This window comes from Flavobacterium xinjiangense, from assembly GCF_900142885.1.
In the GTDB taxonomy this organism is placed as follows: Bacteria; Bacteroidota; Bacteroidia; order Flavobacteriales; family Flavobacteriaceae; genus Flavobacterium; species Flavobacterium xinjiangense.
Genome location: NZ_FRCL01000008.1, coordinates 1 through 21462 on the forward strand (window position 1 = coordinate 1; position 21462 = coordinate 21462).

Annotated in this window: 23 protein-coding genes; 10 read left to right on the forward strand and 13 right to left on the reverse strand. The window is 34.0% G+C overall.

Annotated elements, in window-relative coordinates:
• Positions 1 to 429: 429 nt before the first annotated feature.
• The 13 genes from BUC23_RS10675 to hemA form a co-directional block, all read right to left on the reverse strand.
• Positions 430 to 1869 (reverse strand): nucleoside recognition domain-containing protein, encoded by a 1440-nt coding sequence (locus BUC23_RS10675; protein ID WP_073209264.1) that lies wholly within the window; start codon positions 1867 to 1869, stop codon positions 430 to 432.
• A 58-nt stretch (positions 1870 to 1927) separates the two neighbouring features.
• Complete coding sequence (locus BUC23_RS10680; protein WP_073209265.1) at positions 1928 to 2362, reverse strand: hypothetical protein; 435 nt, start codon at positions 2360 to 2362, stop codon at positions 1928 to 1930.
• Between the two features lie 9 nt (positions 2363 to 2371).
• Positions 2372 to 3085 (reverse strand): 3'-5' exonuclease, encoded by a 714-nt coding sequence (locus BUC23_RS10685; protein ID WP_073209266.1) that lies wholly within the window; start codon positions 3083 to 3085, stop codon positions 2372 to 2374.
• 120 nt (positions 3086 to 3205) lie between these two features.
• A complete protein-coding gene (locus BUC23_RS10690) occupies positions 3206 to 3676 on the reverse strand; it encodes a methylated-DNA--[protein]-cysteine S-methyltransferase (protein WP_073209267.1) in 471 nt (156 codons plus the stop codon).
• A gap of 193 nt (positions 3677 to 3869) precedes the next feature.
• A complete protein-coding gene (locus BUC23_RS10695; RefSeq protein WP_073209268.1) occupies positions 3870 to 4304 on the reverse strand; it encodes a c-type cytochrome in 435 nt (144 codons plus the stop codon).
• 2 nt (positions 4305 to 4306) lie between these two features.
• Positions 4307 to 5299 carry a porphobilinogen synthase gene (gene hemB, locus BUC23_RS10700; protein ID WP_073209269.1) on the reverse strand — a complete coding sequence of 331 codons (993 nt, stop codon included), beginning with the start codon at positions 5297 to 5299 and terminating at the stop codon, positions 4307 to 4309.
• Positions 5300 to 5380: 81 nt separating this feature from the next.
• Positions 5381 to 6283 (reverse strand): oxygen-dependent coproporphyrinogen oxidase, encoded by a 903-nt coding sequence (gene hemF, locus BUC23_RS10705; RefSeq protein ID WP_073209270.1) that lies wholly within the window; start codon positions 6281 to 6283, stop codon positions 5381 to 5383.
• Positions 6273 to 6809 carry a GNAT family N-acetyltransferase gene (locus BUC23_RS10710; protein WP_073209272.1) on the reverse strand — a complete coding sequence of 179 codons (537 nt, stop codon included), beginning with the start codon at positions 6807 to 6809 and terminating at the stop codon, positions 6273 to 6275. Before BUC23_RS10710 ends, hemF begins: the two co-directional genes overlap by 11 nt.
• Before the next feature lie 5 nt (positions 6810 to 6814).
• Entirely contained in the window at positions 6815 to 7195 is a 381-nt protein-coding gene (locus BUC23_RS10715; RefSeq protein ID WP_073209277.1) for a hypothetical protein, read from the reverse strand.
• 71 nt (positions 7196 to 7266) lie between these two features.
• Positions 7267 to 8292: a uroporphyrinogen decarboxylase gene (hemE, locus tag BUC23_RS10720; protein WP_073209279.1), complete on the reverse strand. Its 1026-nt coding sequence runs from the start codon at positions 8290 to 8292 to the stop codon at positions 7267 to 7269.
• A 22-nt stretch (positions 8293 to 8314) separates the two neighbouring features.
• The gene (locus BUC23_RS10725; protein ID WP_073209281.1) at positions 8315 to 8998 is read right to left on the reverse strand and encodes a uroporphyrinogen-III synthase; all 684 of its coding nucleotides are present in this window, start codon (positions 8996 to 8998) and stop codon (positions 8315 to 8317) included.
• Complete coding sequence (gene hemC / locus BUC23_RS10730) at positions 8998 to 9918, reverse strand: hydroxymethylbilane synthase (RefSeq protein ID WP_139259837.1); 921 nt, start codon at positions 9916 to 9918, stop codon at positions 8998 to 9000. Before hemC ends, BUC23_RS10725 begins: the two co-directional genes overlap by 1 nt.
• Entirely contained in the window at positions 9915 to 11171 is a 1257-nt protein-coding gene (gene hemA, locus BUC23_RS10735; RefSeq protein WP_073209284.1) for a glutamyl-tRNA reductase, read from the reverse strand. The genes hemC and hemA overlap by 4 nt, the downstream gene beginning before the upstream one ends.
• Positions 11172 to 11399: 228 nt before the next feature.
• On the opposite strand from hemA, the gene BUC23_RS10740 reads away from it, so the two are divergent.
• From BUC23_RS10740 to BUC23_RS10775, 10 genes are all read left to right on the forward strand, one after another.
• A complete protein-coding gene (locus BUC23_RS10740) occupies positions 11400 to 12275 on the forward strand; it encodes a helix-turn-helix domain-containing protein (protein WP_073209286.1) in 876 nt (291 codons plus the stop codon).
• Between the two features lie 99 nt (positions 12276 to 12374).
• The gene (gene hemH, locus BUC23_RS10745) at positions 12375 to 13433 is read left to right on the forward strand and encodes a ferrochelatase (protein WP_073209288.1); all 1059 of its coding nucleotides are present in this window, start codon (positions 12375 to 12377) and stop codon (positions 13431 to 13433) included.
• Complete coding sequence (locus BUC23_RS10750; RefSeq protein WP_073209290.1) at positions 13434 to 14789, forward strand: MATE family efflux transporter; 1356 nt, start codon at positions 13434 to 13436, stop codon at positions 14787 to 14789.
• A complete protein-coding gene (locus tag BUC23_RS10755; protein ID WP_073209291.1) occupies positions 14776 to 15330 on the forward strand; it encodes a CopD family protein in 555 nt (184 codons plus the stop codon). Before BUC23_RS10750 ends, BUC23_RS10755 begins: the two co-directional genes overlap by 14 nt.
• Before the next feature lie 2 nt (positions 15331 to 15332).
• The gene (locus BUC23_RS10760) at positions 15333 to 16805 is read left to right on the forward strand and encodes an ATP-binding protein (RefSeq protein WP_073209293.1); all 1473 of its coding nucleotides are present in this window, start codon (positions 15333 to 15335) and stop codon (positions 16803 to 16805) included.
• Between the two features lie 12 nt (positions 16806 to 16817).
• Entirely contained in the window at positions 16818 to 17600 is a 783-nt protein-coding gene (locus BUC23_RS10765) for an enoyl-CoA hydratase/isomerase family protein (protein ID WP_073209295.1), read from the forward strand.
• Between the two features lie 82 nt (positions 17601 to 17682).
• On the forward strand, positions 17683 to 17832 hold the full coding sequence (locus BUC23_RS17520) for a hypothetical protein (RefSeq protein WP_167365575.1): 150 nt from the start codon (positions 17683 to 17685) through the stop codon (positions 17830 to 17832).
• On the forward strand, positions 17799 to 17951 hold the full coding sequence (locus BUC23_RS17525) for a hypothetical protein (protein WP_167365576.1): 153 nt from the start codon (positions 17799 to 17801) through the stop codon (positions 17949 to 17951). The genes BUC23_RS17520 and BUC23_RS17525 overlap by 34 nt, the downstream gene beginning before the upstream one ends.
• A 56-nt stretch (positions 17952 to 18007) precedes the next feature.
• Positions 18008 to 18730: a GLPGLI family protein gene (locus tag BUC23_RS10770; protein WP_073209296.1), complete on the forward strand. Its 723-nt coding sequence runs from the start codon at positions 18008 to 18010 to the stop codon at positions 18728 to 18730.
• Between the two features lie 6 nt (positions 18731 to 18736).
• Positions 18737 to 21394: a porin family protein gene (locus BUC23_RS10775; RefSeq protein ID WP_073209298.1), complete on the forward strand. Its 2658-nt coding sequence runs from the start codon at positions 18737 to 18739 to the stop codon at positions 21392 to 21394.
• Positions 21395 to 21462: the final 68 nt, after the last annotated feature.

Consider the following 21462-nt stretch of genomic DNA (forward strand, 5'->3'; position numbering starts at 1 on the left):
AATCAAATTTAAACAAAATGAGCCCGATACAATATCGAGCTCATTATTATCAAAATTAATTATAAATTTGTCCAAACTTTTGGGTTCAGTCTAATGATTGTGAGGCTTTTTTTATGATGATTTGAAACGAAGAATATTATATTACAAATTAATTTAATCTAACTTATACCGTTTAACCTTTCCATATATAAAATGCATGCCAGCTAACTTTAACTATGTACAAGTTTCTTTTCATCGTAGAAAGAATATGATATTACTTTCTTAACTTTTTGATCAATAAAAAAAGCAGATAACAAAATCCAAACAACATTAAAAGAATAAACATTTGCCAAGCAAAGAGACCTATTGAAAATTCATTAAAACTTTTATTCATTGGGAAATATATTTATACCATTTTGAATTTTTATGGAACCAAATAATAGTAGCTTTTTAAAAAAACCAACTTGCCACGAAAATTGCTGTAATAACACAAATCAAATCTACTACAAGCATCGTTCCTAGTGCATAACGGGTGTTTTTAATGTTTACTGAACCAAAATAAACGGCTATCACATAAAAAGTACTCTCCGCACTACATTGAAAAATACTACTCAATCTTGCCGTTAAAGAATCGGCACCAAAAGTGTTCATAGAATCAATCAAGAATCCTCTTGATCCTGCAGAACTAAAGGGACGAAGTAAAGCGACCGGTAAAGCATTTGTAATTTCCTTACTTACTCCCATATTCGAAAAAATGAAAGCGATCCAATTGCTAATAATTTCAAATAAACCACTGTTTCTAAATAAAGAAATGGCAACTAACATACCCAAAACATAAGGAAAAATGGTCACTCCGGTTTTCACCCCATTATTGGCTCCCACTACAAAACTTTCAAAAACTGTGGTAGATGCTTCAGTAAATTTTTTCTCATGAATAAACGAAAAGATCAAGGTAAAGGCAATTATTCCAATTAATATTAAAGCGGAAAGATTAGAGGTAAAATAGTTTTTTCCAATTAAATCCAAATGATTAACATACATCAACAAACCAACAATTGCAGCTATTAGTGTAATCAATACGATAACCAAAGAAGCACTTCTGAAATTGATTTTTTGCTTGATTCCAACAATTAAAAAGGCTGCAATCGTACCGATAAAAGAAGTGATAATACAAGGCAGCATCACATCCGCAGGATTGCTTGCATTAGCCGCAGCGCGATAACCTATTATAGACGTAGCGATCAAAGTAAGACCTGAAGCGTGCAAACACAGGAACATAATTTGTGCATCACTAGCCTTGTCTTTATCTGGATTTATTTCTTGCAAACTCTCCATGGCTTTTAGACCAAAAGGAGTTGCAGCAGAATCCAAGCCCAGAAAATTAGCAGCAAAGTTTAAGGTCATATAGGATATCGACGGATGGTCTTTGGGAATACTTGGAAACACTTTTACAAAAACAGGGCTCAATGCTTTAGCCAACTTTCCAGAGGCTCCGGAAATGATTAAAAGCTCCATCAATCCACAGAAAAAAGCCAAATAAGCCATCAACGGAAGGATTAATTCTAATAAAGTACTTTTACAAGTTGGCAATAAACCATCTGATTTTTGAACACCACTATATATTTTTACAGTTTTGTTTTTATAAACATAAGTCGTGTCCGCATTTAGCGTATCACGATTGATAATCATGGTTTGTTCTGGAGCTTTTTTGATGCTGTCTTTAATAAAAGCAGGAAGTTGTTCTGCGAATTTCTCCGAAACCAGAATTGGATCATCTTTCTTTCCGTTCAAAACGTGGTCAATGGTATAACTGTCTCCAGAAAACAAACTAAACACTACAAATACAATTGCTGAAATAAAAATGACCAACCAAAATCTACTCAATACCATAATTTATACTTTTTTGTAAATGTAAATATTTAACCGCAAAGTGCACTATGAAATATTGTTATCGTTTTACAGTTTTAATCGAAAATAATATTTTAATAAGCAAATAAAACAAAGCAATTTGCTGAAAAAGGAGAAGGTAAAATCCGATTTGTAATTGATCAAACCTACGCGAGAGACCTAGTATAAGAAAAAACACAAAAGGGACTAAATTTAACATGATTAGGATTATATACTTTTTATAAAAAAAGAAAATTGCAGAAAATATAAATGGCACTATTAATAAAATTGCTAATAGCATTTTTATAATATTTAAAAAATTAAAATTATGAAAAGATACGTTTTTAAAAATCGCTAAAAATGAGATTGTTTTATCTTTATCTGAGTAATATCCCATTTCAAATCCGCAATTAATAGTGTTATCTATATCAAAAGGAAGGAATATTGAAACGATTCCAATTAAAAAAAGAACATAAAACACAGTTTTTTTATTCATAAAACTGATTTAAACGTGAATAATCTCGTCCTCAATCAACAGTTCTTCTCTACGTAATCTCAAGAAGATCTGCGCCACCGCAATAGTATCTTTTTCACAATAGGTGACAATCCTGTCAATGTCTTTATCGACATAAAAAACATGTCCCACCTGACTGCCGTCGATATCTCCTTTTGGAGAAGGAATCCCAAGTACTTTGCACATTAACTTTAAAGAAGTGTAGTGTTTATAATCTCCGAATTTCCATAATTCTAAAGTATCTAAATGCGGGATTTCCCATGGTTTTTTTCCAAATAGGTTTAACTTGTTGGGAATAGCAATTTGGTTAATAATCATTCTTCTGGCGATGAATGGAATGTCAAATTCTTTAGCATTATGGCCACACAAAACATGTTGTGGTTGGTTGAAATGAGTGTTTAATAAATTATTGAAATCCTGCAGAATTTTCTTTTCTTCTCCAAAAAATGAAGTCACCCTAAAATTCCGAATATCACCTTTGATCGTAAAAAAACCCACAGAGATACAAACAATTTTACCAAACTCAGCCCAAATCCCGGCACGATCATAAAAACCCTCTGGTGTGTATTCGTCTTTGCGCTGGTATTGGGTTTTGTGTTCCCAAAGGTCTTTCATCTCAGAATCTAATGCATTGAAATCTTCCGCTTCCGGCACGGTTTCTATATCTAGGAACAGAATGTTATTGAGGTTTATTTTTTCTATCATATTTTAGATTTTGTTAGACTTCTTAGATTTTTAGACATTTTAGATTATTAACTTATTAGACTTGCTTGATTTTTAAAAATCGGACTTAACTAACTGTGTAAAAATCTAAGAAGTCCATTTTTAAAACAAGCTTTGTTGCGTGGTTGGATTTTCGTGTTCCAACAACCATTTTTTGCGCCACAAACCGCCTGCATATCCTGTTAGTGAACCATCGGTTCCTATTACTCGATGACAAGGAACAACAATCCACAATGGATTTTTCCCATTTGCGGATGCCACAGCTCGAATGGCCTTGACATCCCCTAATTTCTTAGATAAATCCATATAGCTACAGGTTTTTCCGAATGGAATTTCCAGTAATCCTTTCCAAACCTTTTGCTGAAAATCAGTCCCTTTTGGGTTTAATTTAAAATCGAAATCATTTCTTTTCCCTTCGAAATAATCATTAAGTTGCGAGACAGCATCCTGCAAAATTGTTGGAATTATTTTTGAAATTTCGCCTTCATCAGAAACTGAAATTACTGAAATTCCATTTTCATTGCCAATGATTGTAGCAATTCCTAAAGGCGTTTTGATGTAAGCTGTTTCCATATTTTAAAGATATATTTTTTTAAGGTTTCAAACTGTCTTTTGTAAAATAAAAAAACCATCCTAATAAAGATGGTTCCTGTTTTTTAGCCCTGATGGAAGTGGCATCCTTTTCTTGTCTCGTTTTTTAACGAGGAAAGAAAAGATATAACGGACAGCAGGAATAGCTCCAAATACTGAAAAAAGTTCCGTCTAATTATTTTAGATTACTGTAGATATAGGCTTCCAATCCTTTTAATTCCTCATCAGACATCTCCTCGGTAAGCGCAAAATTAGTTTTCATCAGTTCGTACTGACTAGGATCAACTAATGGCTCCGCATCCTCTTTCAGGAAAGCGACGATACTACCATTCTTTTCTATATATATTTTTGCAATGCTCTGAAGGCTTGGACCAATTAATTTTTTATCTGCTTGATGACAGGCAACACAATTCCCTTTCCCTTCAAAAATTTCCTTTCCCAGTTCTTCAGGAGCTTGAGTTGTTTCTTCTACCGAAGTTGGGTATAAAGGTTCCTTTTTAGCTTCTTCTTTCTTGCAGGAAATCAGGAGTAGTAAGGCGAATAAAAAAAGTATTTTTTTACTCCTATTTTTATTGTTTATTTTCTGGTATTCGTGAATCTTCGATTTCATGTTTATTTATTTAAAAGTATCGCAGCTTCTTTGGCAAAATAAGTTGAAATTAAACTGGCTCCAGCGCGTTTGATACACATTAATTGCTCCATCATAATTTTATCATGATCCAACCAACCTCTTTCGGCAGCGGCTTTGATCATTGCATATTCACCCGAAACATGATAAACGGTTACCGGAACATTTACTGCGTTTTTGACTTCACGAACGATGTCTAAATAAGCAATTCCAGGTTTTACCATGACCATATCAGCGCCTTCTTCTACGTCCCATAACGCTTCTTTTATGGCTTCTATTCGATTGGCATAATCCATTTGGTAGGTTTTCTTGTCTTTTGGGATTTCAGTGGCGTCAACAGGAGCGCTATCAAGTGCATCACGGAACGGTCCGTAAAATGCAGAAGCATATTTTGCGGAATAGCTCATGATACCCACGTTGTGAAAACCGGCAGCGTCCAGACCTTCGCGCAAACGCAATACGCGCCCGTCCATCATGTCTGATGGCGCAACAAAATCGGCGCCGGCTTGCGCATGAGAAACGGCCATTTTCACCAAAGCATCATTCGTCGAATCGTTTTCTATATCACCTTTTGCAATTATTCCGTCATGACCATAAATAGAATAGGGATCTAAAGCCACATCAGGCATCACAATCATTTCTGGGCAAGCCGCTTTGATGGCGCGAATGGCGTTTTGCATCAATCCGTTTGGATTCCACGCTTCCAGCCCTGTATTGTCTTTTAAATTTTCGCTGACTTTTACATAAAGATTCACCGCACGAATTCCCAATGCAAATATTTCTTTGACTTCTTCGACGGTTAAATCTATCGAACGACGGTAAATTCCAACCATAGAAGGAATTTCTACTTTTATGTTTTCCCCTTCTGTAATAAACATAGGAAACATAAAGTCCGCTGGACTTAAACTGGTTTCACGAACTAAACTTCTTATGGATTCATTCGTTCTTAATCTTCTGCCTCGTTGTAATGGGAACATATAATTTTGTTTAAAGTTTCAGGTTTAAAAGTTTAGAGTTAAACCCAATTAAAAATTTAAAATTCAGAATTTAAAATAAATCTAAAGCCAATCTCTTGGATTTTCTAATACGTTTACTAATTTTTCTTCTTCGCTTCCTTTTTCTGCGTGATGGTCGTATACCCATTGCACATGCGGCGGTAAACTCATTAGGATACTTTCGATTCTTCCGTTAGTTTTTAGTCCAAATAAAGTGCCTTTATCGTGAACCAAATTAAATTCGACATAACGGCCTCGGCGAATTTCCTGCCACGTTCTATTTTCTGCCGTATAAGGCAAATTTTTTCTTTTTTCAACAATTGGAACGTAGGCTTCAAGGAAGCTATTCCCGACTTCTGAAACGAAATTAAACCAGTTATCCATTGTCATTGCATCTGTTGCTTTGCAATAATCGAAAAACAATCCGCCAATTCCGCGTGCTTCATTTCTGTGAGCGTTCCAGAAATAAGTATCACATTGTTTCTTGTATTTTGGATAAAACTCTTGATTATGTTTATCACAAGCGGTTTTGCAGGTTTGATGAAAATGAATCGCATCTTCTTCAAACAAATAATAAGGTGTTAAATCCTGTCCGCCACCAAACCACTGTTGGATTACATTCCCGTTATCATCATACATTTCGAAATAACGCCAGTTTGCATGAACCGTTGGCACCATTGGATTTTTTGGATGCAATACCAAACTCAGTCCGCAGGCAAAAAAATCAGCTTCGCCTACATTGAACATCTTTTGCATGGCTTCCGGTAATTTTCCGTGTACTGCCGAAATATTGACACCGCCTTTTTCGAAAACTTGTCCGTTTTCTATCACACGTGTTCTTCCACCTCCACCTTCCGGACGCTCCCAAAGGTCTTCACGAAATTTGGCTTGACCTTCAACTGCTTCCAAACCCTTACAGATTTGGTCTTGAAGATTTTGTATGTATGCGTAAAATTTATTTTTCATTCGTATGTTCATATAATTCCATATCTAATGGCAATTCATTAGTTGGAGTAAATTCATTCAGCAACGTTTTTTTCCAAATAAAACTAGAATTCTGAGCAACTTTCACACTCCCCAAATTCGTTTTATGAGCAATAATCTGAAGTGTTTTCAAATCTAATTCATTGTAAGCAAAATCTGAAATGGCTTTAACTGCTTTAGTAACCAAACCTTTTCCTTCAAAATTACTTCCGATGCAATACGCAAGTTCCCCAATTCTTATTGTCCAATCAATCTTTTTAATGATAATCAATCCAATGATTTTTTGGGACTCTATTTCTCTAATGGCAAAGGTGTAATTTACTTTTTGTTGAATTTCTTTTTCTTTAATTTCAATATATGCTGCTGACTTTTCAAATGTTGCATTACTGGAAAGCGTAAGCGGAAAAAATCTACGAAATCGTTCTGCATTGTCAATTATGAAAAGATGCAATTCATTGGCATCTGTAGCTTTCAATTTGTCAATAATCAAGTTTTCGGTGATTATCATATTCACTATAAATTTGCCTTCGCAGCAGCTATTTTACTATTGATTCCAAATGAAAACACTTTGCTTTCCTGTTGGACATATTTATAAATAGCAATTGCTTTTTGAGAAAAATCAAACGGATTATCTTCCGAAGCAATCACTAAAAAATCAGCAAATTGCTCTAATTGATTCCAATCTAAATGGCAACGCAACAAATGCGTAATTAAATCCGCTTCATTTAAATCAATCAGACTTTGAATGTTTAATCCAAAGTCTTTCAATTGCTCTTCTATTTTTATTTTATCTTCTAAATCCCAAAACTTAGGCACAAAGACGATGGAAAGCAATGTCTTCAACACATTGTCTATTCGAATACTTTCCTGGTCTCGTAATCCTTTGTTTAGCATAATTTTCAGTATTCAGTCGCAGTATTCAGTCGCAGTTTCGAATTCTGGAAACTGAGAACTGAGACTGTAAACTATTTTCCGTACTCTTTTACTGCATCTATAAACGCTTTTGCGTGATCCACAGGAATGTTTGGTAAAATTCCGTGACCTAAATTCACGATGTATTTGTCTTTTCCGAATTCGTCAATCATTTCGTGTACCATTTTCTTGATAACCGGAATTGGAGACAACAATCTTGAAGGATCAAAATTTCCTTGTAACGTGATGTTTCCACCAGACAAGTATCTTGCGTTTCTTGGAGAACAGGTCCAGTCAACTCCTAATGCTGAAGCTCTACTTTTTCCCATTTCGCCTAATGCGAACCAACATCCTTTACCGAAAACAATTACCGGAGCATCATCTGCTAAAGCTTCAATGATTTGGTTGATGTATTTCCAAGAGAATTCCTGATAATCAACTGGAGACAACATTCCGCCCCAAGAGTCAAAAATTTGAACGGCGTTTACTCCCGCTTTTACTTTTTCTTTTAAATATAAAATAGTGGTATCGGTGATTTTTTGCAATAAAACATGCGCTGCTTCTGGATATTGAAAACAAAATCCTTTGGCCATATCAAAACTTTTCGAACCTTTTCCTTCCACTGCATAACACATAATTGTCCAAGGTGAACCTGCGAAACCAATTAATGGCACCTCATCATTCAACATTTCTTTGGTCAATTTGATAGCGTCAAAAACGTATCCTAATGTTTCATGAACATCTGGAACGATTACTTTCTCCACATCCTGAATCGTACGAATAGGATTTGGTAAATACGGACCAAAATTAGGTTTCATCTCTACTTCAATTCCCATTGCTTGTGGAATTACCAAAATATCCGAAAACAAAATCGCAGCATCCGGAGCAATTCTTCGTATTGGCTGTACGGTGATTTCAGCAGCTAATTCCGGAGTTTGACAACGGGTGAAAAAATCATATTTATCGCGCAAAGCGATGAATTCAGGTAAATATCTTCCGGCTTGACGCATCATCCAAACTGGTGGACGTTGCACAGTTTCTCCTTTTAGTGCTCTTAAAAATAGGTCGTTCTTAATCATGTATTTAAATTTTAGCAGATTGCTAGATGCTTTCCGTTTTATAATATTCAATAACTTCCTCAATCACCTCTTCGATAGTTGGTGTTTCGGCAATTACTATGTTTTTAATTTTCTTTGTTTCTAATGCTGATGCTGTAGTAGTGCCTATGCAAAAACAAACTTCATTCTTGATTTTATTATTTGTCAAATAACTTTCAACTGCAGATGGACTAAAAAATAGAATTCCGTCAAAATTTTCTTGATCTGATATTTTAAAAGGCGCAAGTGTTGTTTGATAAACTTCGATTTCATTAAAAGTTATTCCAGAACTTTTTAATGCTTCTGGCAACGTTTCTTTACGCAAATTTCCGCTTAAAAATGTATAGCTTTCCTTATTGTAAATCAAAGTGATTATTTCAGCTAATTCAGATGCGTAATCTAAATAAACATCAACTGTAAAGCCATGCGATTCAAGTAATTCCTTGGTTTTAATCCCTACACAAAAAACAGGTTTAGTCTTTAAAACTTCCCAACCGTCTTGTTCAATCAAACTTAATACAGCATTTTGACTGCTAAAAATCAAGTTATTGTTGATTGTATTGAGGTCGAAAAGGTTATTTTTAATTTCGATGAAATCCTGTTCTAAAAGATCAAAATTAGCATCAAGAAATACTTGCCTTTGTTCTGCCGACAATGTTTTGGTGGATAAAATGCTTGTTTGGCTCATTATTTCTTTAAATTAATTTTAATTTCTGTCATCAATTCTGCTCCTCCATTTTCTAAAATTTCTTTGGCACAATAAAAGCCTAATTTCTTCCATTCTTGCATCGGAACGATTTTTTCGATTTCGATTTTTTGCTTTCCATCGATAGAAAATAAAACGCCTTTAAACAAAATATCATCTTCTACAAAAACTGCTAAAGCGCCAATTGGTGCCGTACAACCGCCTTCAAGTGTTTTTAAAAACTGTCTTTCAATATGTGTAGAAACTTCGGTATCAATATCATTCAATTCAGAAATGGCTTCCCTACAAAATTCATCATTTGCCATCGCAACAACTACCATTGCACCTTGAGCCGGCGCCGGAATCATCCAATCCAAATCGATATAATTAGAAGGTTTCAAGTTGATTCTTTCCAATCCTGCTGCGGCAAAAACGGCTCCGTTCCAATCGCTTTCCTGCAATTTTTGCATTCTCGTATTGACGTTTCCACGTAAATCTACCACTTTATGGTTGGGATACTTGTTCAACCATTGCGCCTGACGACGCAAACTTCCTGTGGCAATTGTTCCTTCTCCATTAAGAAAATCAAGGTTCCCTTTGTGTACCAAAATATCCAATGTATTCGCTCTTTCCAGAACGGCAGCCTGAACAATTCCTATTGGCAAAGCGGTAGGAACATCTTTCATGGAATGCACTGCAATATCAACCTGACCATTGATCATAGCGATATCAAGGGTTTTAGTAAAAATTCCTGTGATTCCTAATTCGTAGAGTGGTTTGTCGAGAATGATATCTCCTTGCGATTTTACCGCTACAATTTCGGTTTTATAACCTAAATCGTTAAGTTTCTTTTCAACGGCGTGGGCTTGCCAAAGTGCGAGTTCACTATCGCGAGTTCCTATGCGTATTGTTTTATTCATTATCTTGTGGTAGCTCCTATTTTGAAAACTTTTTCAATCCATTCTATACTTTCGTCTACCATAGTATCGTCATCTTTCAAATGGTTGGCAAAGTGAGTTGTTATTTTTTGGATAATTCTGGCACTGATGATTTCAGCTTGTTCTTCATTAAAATTTGAAATCTTTCTGCTTTGAAAATCCAATTCGGATGTTTTTATAGCATTCAGTTTTGCTTTCAAAGCATTAATGGTTGGAGCAAATTTTCTTCCTTTTGTCCAAATATTAAATTCTTCTTTTATTTCTTCGATTATAGCTTCCGCTGCAGGAATATGTTTTTTTCTGTTTTCTAAAGTTTCATCTGTCATTTGAGACAAATAATCCATGTGAATCAGCGTAACTCCTTCTATATCCAGAACATCTTCATTTACATTTTTTGGAATGGATAAATCCAAAATCAACAATGGTTTTTTCAGATTCAAAATTGCTTTGTCAATAGTTGGATTTTGAGCTCCGGTAGCAACAACAACGACATCTGCTTTTTGCAATTCCAGATGCAGTTCTGAATAATCTTTTACAATTAAATTCAGTTTTCCGGCTAACTTTTCTGCTTTATCTTTGGTTCTGTTGATTAAAGTGATATGCTCGTTTTTAGTATGTTTCACTAAATTTTCGCAGGTATTTCTACCAATTTTTCCCGTACCGAATAACAGAATATTTTTGTTTCCAATGTCTTCTACATTCTTGATAATATATTGCACCGAAGCAAAAGAAACCGAAGTGGCTCCAGAACTAATTTCGGTATCTGTTTTTATCTTTTTGCTGGCTTGGATTACTGCATTCACCAATCTTTCCATAAAGGCATTGGCCAAACCAAAAGATTTTGACTGGATAAAACTAGTTTTTATTTGAGAAATAATTTCGAAATCCCCTAGAATCTGACTGTCTAAACCTGTTCCTACACGAAACATATGACTGATCGCTTCTTGGTTTTTATAAACAAAGCCTACTTTCTGAAATTCTTCGACAGAGCCTTGACTATTCTCACAAATTAATTTGATTAATTGAAATGGATGCTCCGCATAACCGTAAATTTCAGTACGGTTGCAGGTAGAAGTTACGATTAAGCTCTCTATTCCTTCAGTCTTAGCTTGTTCGAGTAAACGGGTTTTTGCAGTAGCATCTAAACTAAATTTACCTCTAATCTCAGCATCTGCTTTTTTATAGCTCAATCCAACGGAGTAAAAATAATGATGCTTTGATGTGTTATTGTTTTCCATATTTGCACTTTTCAAGAAAGTGAAACAAAATTAGAACTATCATATGTATAAAAGTAACGCTAGAAGTACTTTTTGTATCGCTATGTGATTTTTCGGTTTTAAATCGTTGTTTTATTATAAAAACCCTTATTTTTGTAGCATAAACGGGTTCTTTTACGCGTCTTATTCAGAACGTTTCTAAATAAAGCAACCTGATAATTATCATTTTCATATTAAAAAAACATCGCTATGGGTTCTCAGGAAATTATAAAAATTGAAGATGACTTTACCCTAATTCGCTTTCAAAATGATGGCACCGATGCCTTTCAAGCCCAGCGTGAAGTAAGCAGCGGATTGATTCAGTTTCATTTTGGATTAAAAGGAAATGCGAAATTTATCTTTAATCAGGGAAATTATGCTTTGGAACTGAAAGAGGAAAAATCATTGCTTTTATACAATCCACAGAAGGAACTTCCATTAAATCTGGAATTAGCTCCAAATTCCTGGGTGATATCAGTGATTATTTCCATCAAGAAATTTCATGCTTTATTCTCTACCGAAGCGGATTATATTACTTTTTTGAGTGCTGACAATAAGGATAAAAAATATTATAACGAAGGAAACATCAGTCCGTCTATGGCGATTGTTTTGTCACAACTGTTCCACTACAGTCTTCATCCATCGATAAAAAACCTATATTATAAAGGAAAAGGATACGAATTATTGAGTTTGTATTTCAATAGAACTGAAGATCCAAACGCAGAACAATGTCCTTTCTTAATAGATGAAGATAATGTAATGAAGATCAGGAAAGCCAAAGAAATCATCATTGCAAACATGGCTGAACCGCCAGGATTGCAGGAATTAGCCGATGAAATAGGTTTGAATTTGAAGAAACTCAAAATGGGCTTCAAACAAATTTATGGAGACACCGTTTATGGTTTTCTTTTTGACTACAAAATGGATTTTGCCCGAAAATTACTCGACAGTGGTTCTTATAATGTGAACGAAGTAGGATTGAAAATCGGGTACAGCACCGGAAGCCATTTTATAGCGGCATTCAAAAAGAAATTTGCAACGACGCCAAAGAAATATTTGATGTCAATCAACCCAAATATGCAGTAAACAATTGATTTCTTATATTAAACAATAAATAAAAAATAGTTAATCGCAATTTATAAAAAAGTAAGTTTAATTACTTTTGTACCAACAAAAAAAGACAACATGAAAGGTGTATTATTAGTAAATCTTGGTTCTCCAGAAAGTCCGACTCCTAAAGACGTTAAACCGTATTTAGATGAATTTTTAATGGACAAATACGTAATTGACGTTCCGTTTTTGTTGCGAGCCTTATTAGTTCGTGGAATAATTTTGCAAACAAGACCTAAAAAATCTGCTGCCGCTTACGCAAAAATATGGTGGGACGAAGGTTCTCCGCTTGTGGTTATCTCCAAAAGAATGCATGCCAAAGTAAAACAACTGGTTGACATTCCTGTTTCCTTAGCGATGCGTTATGGAAATCCATCTTTATTATCAGGTTTGCAAGAATTGCATGACAAAGGCGTAAATGAAGTGTTACTTTTTCCTTTGTATCCGCAACATGCGATGGCATCTACAACCACAATATTAGAACTGGCCGAAGACTTGCGTAAAAAGCATTTTCCCGAAATGAAATTCACGATAGTTCCAGCCTTTTATAACAAACCCGATTATATAAAAAACCTAGCTGATTCCATCAAAAGTCATTTAGAAGGTTTTGACTACGATCATTTATTATTCTCCTATCATGGAATTCCGGAGCGTCACATTCGCAAAACGGATATAACAAAATCACATTGTAAAATTGATGGTTCTTGTTGCAACACGCCTTCGCCGGCTCATGAATTTTGCTACCGTCACCAATGTTACGAAACTACAAAACAAGTGGTAAAATTACTGGGAATCCCAGAAGGAAAATACAGCCAGACCTTTCAGTCTCGATTGGCGGGAGATAAATGGCTGACACCATACACGGACGTCGAAGTAAACAAAATGCCTGAAAAAGGAATTAAAAAACTTGCCGTTGTAACGCCTGCCTTTGTTTCTGATTGCCTGGAAACTTTGGAAGAAATTGCCATGGAAGCCAATCATGAATTCAAAGCTCATGGTGGTGAGGAATTTTTAGCAATTCCTTGTTTGAACGACAGTGACGATTGGTGTAAAACAGTAAGTAATTGGATTACGAATTGGTCCAATGATGCCTCTTCACCCGTGAAAATTGACTCTGAAAAAATTAACGCTTAAATGGCTGTTTCCGCCGATGAGTTAGGAACTCAGGACATCAAAAAACTCTTGATAAAACAGGCAGTTCCTTCTTCTATTGGGATTTTATTCATGTCCGTCAACATTTTAATTGACACTATTTTTGTTGGACAATGGATTGGCTCTTTGGCCATTGCAGCGGTAACCGTAGTTTTGCCCATCACCTTTTTGATTTCTTCTTTAGGAATGGCGATTGGTGTGGGCGGAGGTTCTGTACTTTCCAGAGCTTTAGGAGCTAATCACAAGGAAAAAGCATTGCATACCTTTGCCAATCAAATCATGATGACTTTCTTATTGTCCTCCATTTTTGTTGTTTTTGGCCTTTTCTTCAGCAACGAAATGCTATTGCTTTTTGGTGCAAAAGGATCTATCATGAAACCCGCAAGAGAATTTTTCTTTCCTATAATAATATCGGTTCCTTTTTTGGCCCTTTGTATGATGGGAAACAATATTATTCGGGCGGAAGGAAAAGCTAAATTTGCCATGGTTGCAATGATTATTCCCGCTTTTGTAAATATTGTACTGGACATCGTTTTTATAAAATTTATGAATTTGGGAATGTTCGGTTCTGCAATGGCAACGGCGATTTCCTATTTTATGTGCTTTGCATTTGTACTTTGGTTTTTTATTTTTAAAAGTGAATTAAAACTACGAGCGAGGCATTTTAAGTTTAAAATTCCAATTATAAAAGAAATAACGGAACTAAGTATTGTCACCTTTTCAAGACAAGGCGTAGTCAGTATTTTGGCGATAATCCTGAATCACACTTTATATACCTACGGCGGAGAACATTCTGTCGCAATTTATGGAATCATAAGCCGAATGCTTATGTTTGCTTTGTTTCCAATACTGGGAATCACACAAGGTTTTCTGCCTATTGCCGGCTTCAATTATGGTGCTCAAAATTATGAAAGAGTTAAAGAAAGTGTACAACTTTCGATAAAATACGCTGCCTTTTTAGCCACTGTTATTTTTGTGGTTATTCTAATTTTTGCAAAACCTATAGTTTCCGTTTTTACTACAGACCCAAAAGTAATTGCAGAAACGCCCGAAGCGTTGCGCTGGGTTTTTGCAGCTTCTCCAATTATTGCTGTTCAGTTAATTGGTGCAGCCTATTTTCAAGCCGCCGGAAAAGCAAAAAAAGCATTGCTTTTGACTTTAAGCAAACAAGGGTTTTTCTTAATTCCGCTAGTGCTGATACTACCAAATTTTTTAGGTATTTTTGGAGTATGGATAGCCTTTCCAATTGCTGATATTTTATCAACATTACTAACTGGTTATTTTCTAAAAAAAGAAATAAACACAAAACTGATTCAAACTAACGATGGAATACTATAATTACCTTAAATCTTTGCACCTCATCTTTGTCATCACCTGGTTTGCGGGATTATTTTACATTGTTCGCTTATTCGTGTACCAAATCGAAGCGGCACAAAAACCATCTCCAGAAAAAGAAATCCTGCAAAAACAATACAAAATAATGACGTACCGCCTCTGGTATATTATCACTTGGCCATCGGCAGTTTTAGCAAGCATATTCGCCTTTTGGATGTTATTATTTACAGATTTGGGACAAGCTTGGTTAAAAATGCCTTGGATGCACGTAAAACTTGGCTTTGTATTTGTACTGTATTTGTATCATGGTAAATGCCAACAAATATTCAAACAATTGCAAAACGACGAGGTAAAATACACAACAAATTTCATGCGTTTGTGGAATGAAGGTGCCACAATTATACTTTTTGCAGTGGTGTTTTTAGTGATTTTAAAAAATGCAGTGAACTGGATTTACGGTGTGGTTGGAATTTTTCTTTTTTCACTTTTAATTATGCTTGGATTTAAATTTTACAAACGCCTTCGCGAAAGAAATCAATCCTAATTATGTTCAAGAACTTTAAAATGTCGATGCTTTCCTTACGAATCAGAATTTTCCTATCCATGATCGTATTGATAATAATGGCGTCCATTTTGTTAGCTTCTATTTCAATCATCCAATTTAAAAATGAAGCCAAAGAATATCATCAAGAGCGCTTAGAGCGAAAAGAAGACGCAATAAAAGAACATATAAATTATGTGCTTTCTACCACAACATATCCTTTGACAACTGAGAATTTAGGTTTGATTTTTAAAGACAAAATTCACGAACTGGCACAAATTCATAGTATTGAAATTAACATATACAGCTTAGACGGAAAACTGTTGAAATCATCTAAAGAATCATTTTCTGTAGACAAAGTGTCGCCTCCTATTCCAAAATACATCCTGAAATTAGTTCGTTCCTCCATCGAAAAAAGATATGTGGACATTAAAACCATAAACGGCATAAAAAATCGATCGTCCTACAGCCAAATAAAAGATGATAAATTCAAAACCCTTGGAATATTGAATCTACCCTATGTGGAAGATGATGGTTTCTACGAAAATGAATTAAACAACTTCTTGATTCGTTTAGGTCAGGTGTATTCTTTTATGCTTATTGTGGCTTTTGCGATCGCCTATTTTCTTTCGACATACATTACAAAATCTCTAAAAACGATTTCAGATAAGTTGAGCGAAACCAGTTTGAATCAAAAAAACGAAAAAATCGTATTAGAAGCCAGTAGCAAAGAAATCAATCTGTTGATAAAGGCATACAACGGAATGGTGGATAAACTGGAAAAAAGTGCTATAAAACTGGCGCAAAGCGAGCGTGAAGAAGCTTGGCGCGAAATGGCAAAGCAAGTCGCGCATGAAATCAAGAATCCGCTAACGCCAATGCGATTGACGGTGCAAAGTTTCCAAAGAAAATTTGATCCAAATGATACCGATGTAATACAAAAGATGAAGGATTACTCCGAGACATTGATTCAACAAATTGATACGATGAGCGCCGTTGCGTCAGCGTTTTCAAATTTTGCTTCGATGCCGGCACAACAAAACGAAACACTAAATGTCGTTAATGTAGTCGATCTGGCAATGGATATTTTCAATGAGGAATATATTGTTTTTGAAAGCGACTCGCCTGAAATTATTTCGAAAATAGATCGGACGCAACTCATTCGAATCATTACAAATTTGGTCAAAAATGCGATTCAGGCCATTCCCGAAAACCAAGAAACAAAATCCATCATCGTAACGGTAAAAAAAGAGCAAAACAACGTCTTGATAACGGTTGCCGATAACGGTATTGGAATTCAACCCAAAGATATCAGTCGCATATTCGAACCAAAATTCACTACCAAAAGTAGCGGAATGGGTCTTGGCCTTGGTATTATTAAAAACATCATCGAAAATTATAAAGGAACGATTACCTTTGAGTCTGAATTTGGAAAAGGAACTACTTTTACGGTTTCCCTTCCAATAATTAACACCTAAAAAATTACAATTATGAATTACGAAAATATTTTAATTGCAACAGAAAATAACATTGCAACGATTACCATTAATCGTCCTACAAAACTAAATGCTCTGAACGGAATGACTATTTCTGATTTGCATAAAGCAATTAAAACATTAGGGAAAAACAATGAAATTCGTGTTATCATTTTAACTGGAAGTGGCGAAAAAGCATTTGTTGCCGGAGCGGATATTGCAGAATTTGCTAACTTCTCTATCGAGGAAGGAATGCAATTAGCTGCCGAAGGACAAGCAAAATTATTTGATTATATAGAAAATCTAAAAACTCCTGTCATAGCAGCAATCAATGGTTTTGCTCTTGGTGGCGGATTAGAATTAGCTATGGCGTGTCATTTCAGAGTTGCTTCTGACAATGCCAAAATGGGACTTCCTGAAGTTTCCCTTGGATTGATTCCGGGTTATGGAGGAACACAACGTTTGCCACAATTAGTAGGCAAAGGGCGCGCAATGGAAATGATTATGACCGCGGGAATGATTACCGCTGAAGATGCCTATAGAGCCGGATTGGTAAACCACGTAGTGCCACAAGCGGAACTTTTAGAATTTTGTACAGGAATTGCACAAAGAATAATGAAAAATTCTCCTTACGCTATTGGCAAAGCCATCAAATCAGTCAATGCCAACTTCAAAGAAGGTAAAAACGGTTATGAAACCGAAATAAAAGCGTTTGGAAAATGTTTTGGAACCGAAGATTTTAAAGAAGGAACGACATCATTTTTAGAGAAAAGAAAAGCGACGTTTAAAGGAAAATAAAAAACAACTTAAAAAAAAGTGAGATTTTTTTTGGTTTTTAAGTATATATATATGAATTAATTAACATTAAAAAACTTATAAAATGAAAAAATTACTTATTGTCGCAGGAATGGTACTTCTAAGTACTGGTACATTTGCTAAAGAAAAAACCACAAAAAAACCACAAAAAAAGCAACAAAAGAAAACAAATCTGAAACAGTGGTCGAATCTCAATGCTGTACAGCCACATTAACTTACAATGGAGCGTATGTGGACAGCCGTACCGTTTGTGGAATGATTACTACAGGAGATAATTGTAATGTTGCCGCGCAGCAATTAAGAGCTGCTTATAAATTTTTATCGGCAGAATAATTAGTATAGGTGCTGCGAAAATCAGCACCTATTAATTTAAACCAAAATTAAATCTAATGAAATACATCCAAACTTTATTACTGATTATCACGTTAACTTCATTCTCACAAAATCGTAAATACCAAATAACCTATGATTTTACACAAAACGCAAAAGACATTAAATTAATTACCAACATCAAAACCTACTTAACCGGAAACGGACAAGTATCTGTTTATGAAGAAGATTTCGCAAACATAAAAAGTAAGTCTTTAGATGAAAATTTAATATCAATCAAAACGTTAAATAATCCCATATTTTACAAAGACTTGCAAAATAAAAAAGCAATCTTTAACGATCAGATAAAAATGAAATTTTTTAATATTGTGGATGCTGGGATTACATTTGATTGGAAAATAGAGCAAGAAACCAAAATTATTTTAGGATACAACTGTCAAAAAGCTACCATACGATTTAGAGGAAGAGATTTCGTTGTCTATTTTACATCAGAAATTCCATTTTCAGATGGTCCGTGGAAATTTTCAGGTTTACCTGGACTGATTCTAGAAGTAAAGTCGGACGATCCTTTACATACATATGATATCATTGCGGAAAAAATTGAGTTTAAAGACTCAAAAGAAAAAATAGACAACATATATCTGAACCAAGATACAATCACATACGAAGAGTTTTTAAAAATTTACAGGAGAAAATATGAAGAATCCATCAGTAATATGGATTCTAATGGCTTCACAAGAGGGATGAACAAGGGTTTTATGGAATTTTATATAACTGAATAAATAGTAATGAGAAAAACTCTTATTCTATTCCTTGTGTTTATAGCAAACCAATCATTTTGTCAAACTATTAAAGGAATTGTTTCAGACAAAAATAGGGATTTACTTTTTTCAACCATAATAATTAAAAAAATACAATCTCCCGGAATAGTATACCAATTTAGTACAACGAATGAGAAAGGAGAATATTCTATTGATTTAAAAACACCTCTAGACAGCATCATTATTGAGGTAAATTCCTATTCTCATGAACCTTTTCAGAAATTTTTTTTTGATTTGCAAAAAAAGGGAAAAATAATAACTTTAGATTTTAAATTAGAACCCAGGACAACATTCCTCAAAGAAGTAGTAGTTCAAGAAAATCGAAAACCAATTAGAATAAAAAATGACACTATTGTTTATGACCCTGAAAAATTTAAAGATGGTTCTGAGAAAGTAGTTGAAGATCTATTAAAAAAATTACCCGGAATTAAAATTGAGGAAAACGGTGAAATTAAATTTAACGGCAAAAGCATTAAAAAAATGCTTTTAGATGGCGATGATTTATTTGATAGCCAATATACTGTAGGTTCGAAAAACATTAATGTCGAAATGTTAGACAAAGTTGAAGCTATAGAGAATTATAACGAGAATCTATTACTCAAAGGCATTGCTCATAGCGAAGATGTTGCTCTTAATCTAAAACTAAAAAAGGGCAAAAATGATTTTTCTGGAAATGCACAATTAGGCATAGGATTCTCAAACAAGTATAACTTTATTACTTCAGGAATTCTGATTAATGACAAAATCAAGAGTTTTGGTGTAACCAGCTATAATAATATTGGAAAAAACAATGCGCCTTATGATTTTCAATCTGGTGTTTTATCATTTGAATCTTTAAAAGAAAGTAATTTTATAGCTAAAGAGCTCATAAATCACGGCAATTTTTACTCTCAATTAGACGATAAATTCCATAAAATAAATAATAATTTTTATACAAGTTTGAATTCATTGTATAAATTTTCAAAAAAAGTGACCGCAAAGTTTAATGTAGGTTTTTATAGCGACAAACTATCCAGAGAAAACAAAGAAGAAACCATCTACACAACAGATACGGAAAAATTTAGTATCCTTCAATCAGAAAACAGTGTTAAATCACCAAAATTATACCATGCAAACCTGCAACTAATAAACAAAGTAAATGATCACTTGCATTGGGAATATTTAGGAAAACTACAAGTACAACAAGATCTTTTTTCTAGTACTACAACGAATAATACTACAAGCCAAAAAAATGACGTGAACACTAAAAATTGGTTTACAAAAAACAATTTTAACCTCACTAAACGCATTAATGAAAAAAGCGCATTCACAACATCAACATTATTTACCAAAAGCTATGCTCCCCAACACTATAATCTGAACCCAGGAGTAAATATAGAGGAGAACTATAGTGGCAGTATCATAAATAACCAACAAAATAGTCGCTTTGATAAAGAAGTCTTAGACACTAAAGCAGAATATTTAAGCAAGACAAACGATAGCAAATGGCTCTTTAGAACCGGTTTTCATTCTACGAAAAACCATCTATATTCCTTGTTAGAAACCACAAACGAAAATAATGAAACGTATACCAATCCTACATTTCAAAACAATCTCAATTATGATTTTAGTTCTCCTTTTTTAGATGGAAGTTTTGCTTATGATAAAAATAAATTTGTTTTTAAGGCGGGATTTGGTTCGCAGTATTATAGTATAAAATTAACAGATAAAACAAGGAATAATTTTCAAACAGATAAGAATCTGATACTATCGCCACTACTAAAAATAGGATATCGATTTAACAAAAACGCTACAATAGACACCGGTTATAGTTACAATCAAATTACTCCAGATGAAACTAATCTTTTCCAAGGAACCATACAAACTGGATTTAGAAGTTTTAGGAATAATGAAGCCAATTTAGAATTTTTAAACACCCATAATTACAACCTGAATTTCAATTATCACGATGCTTTTTATAACACTCATTTATCAATTGGATTAAACCACAATCAACGTTCTAACAACTATTTTCAAAAATCTTTGATAAATAATAACGTTAACATTACTACATCTTTTTTATTGAATTCCGGAAATCGAGATTATGCAATAACGATTTCAGGCGAAAAATACATTCATTTCTTAAGAACAACTTTCCAACTCAACTCCCATTATTCAATCTCTCTAGATAAAAACATTATAAATAATTCTGAATTAAGAGACGTTGAATCAAAAAACGTTATAATTGAATTATCCGTTAGAACAGGAGTAATAAAGAATTTATTTGTTGAAAATAAATTCTTTTATATGTCAAATTCATTTTCAATCAGAGATGGTGCTAAAAATAATTTTAGTAGCCTTAAAAATGCATTAAAGACAATATATAAAATAAATGAAAAATTTAAAACAGAAGTAATTTTAAATATTATAACTCCTGACTTGTCATTAACTAAAAATTATTATTTTCTTGACTCAGAGGTTACATTTACTTCAAAGAACAAAAAGTTTGACTATTCCATTATAGCTAGAAACCTAACCAATAATAAAACATTTGAAACTAATAGTATTACCGATTATTCAAGAACTTCAGCCTCTCATAATCTTATAAATCGGTTTATATTAGCAAGTGTTAGTTTTCGTCTATAAAACATTAATAAAAATCAGCTTTTAAACTTACGTATCATTTTAGGAATTTCATGGACTGACTTATTTTA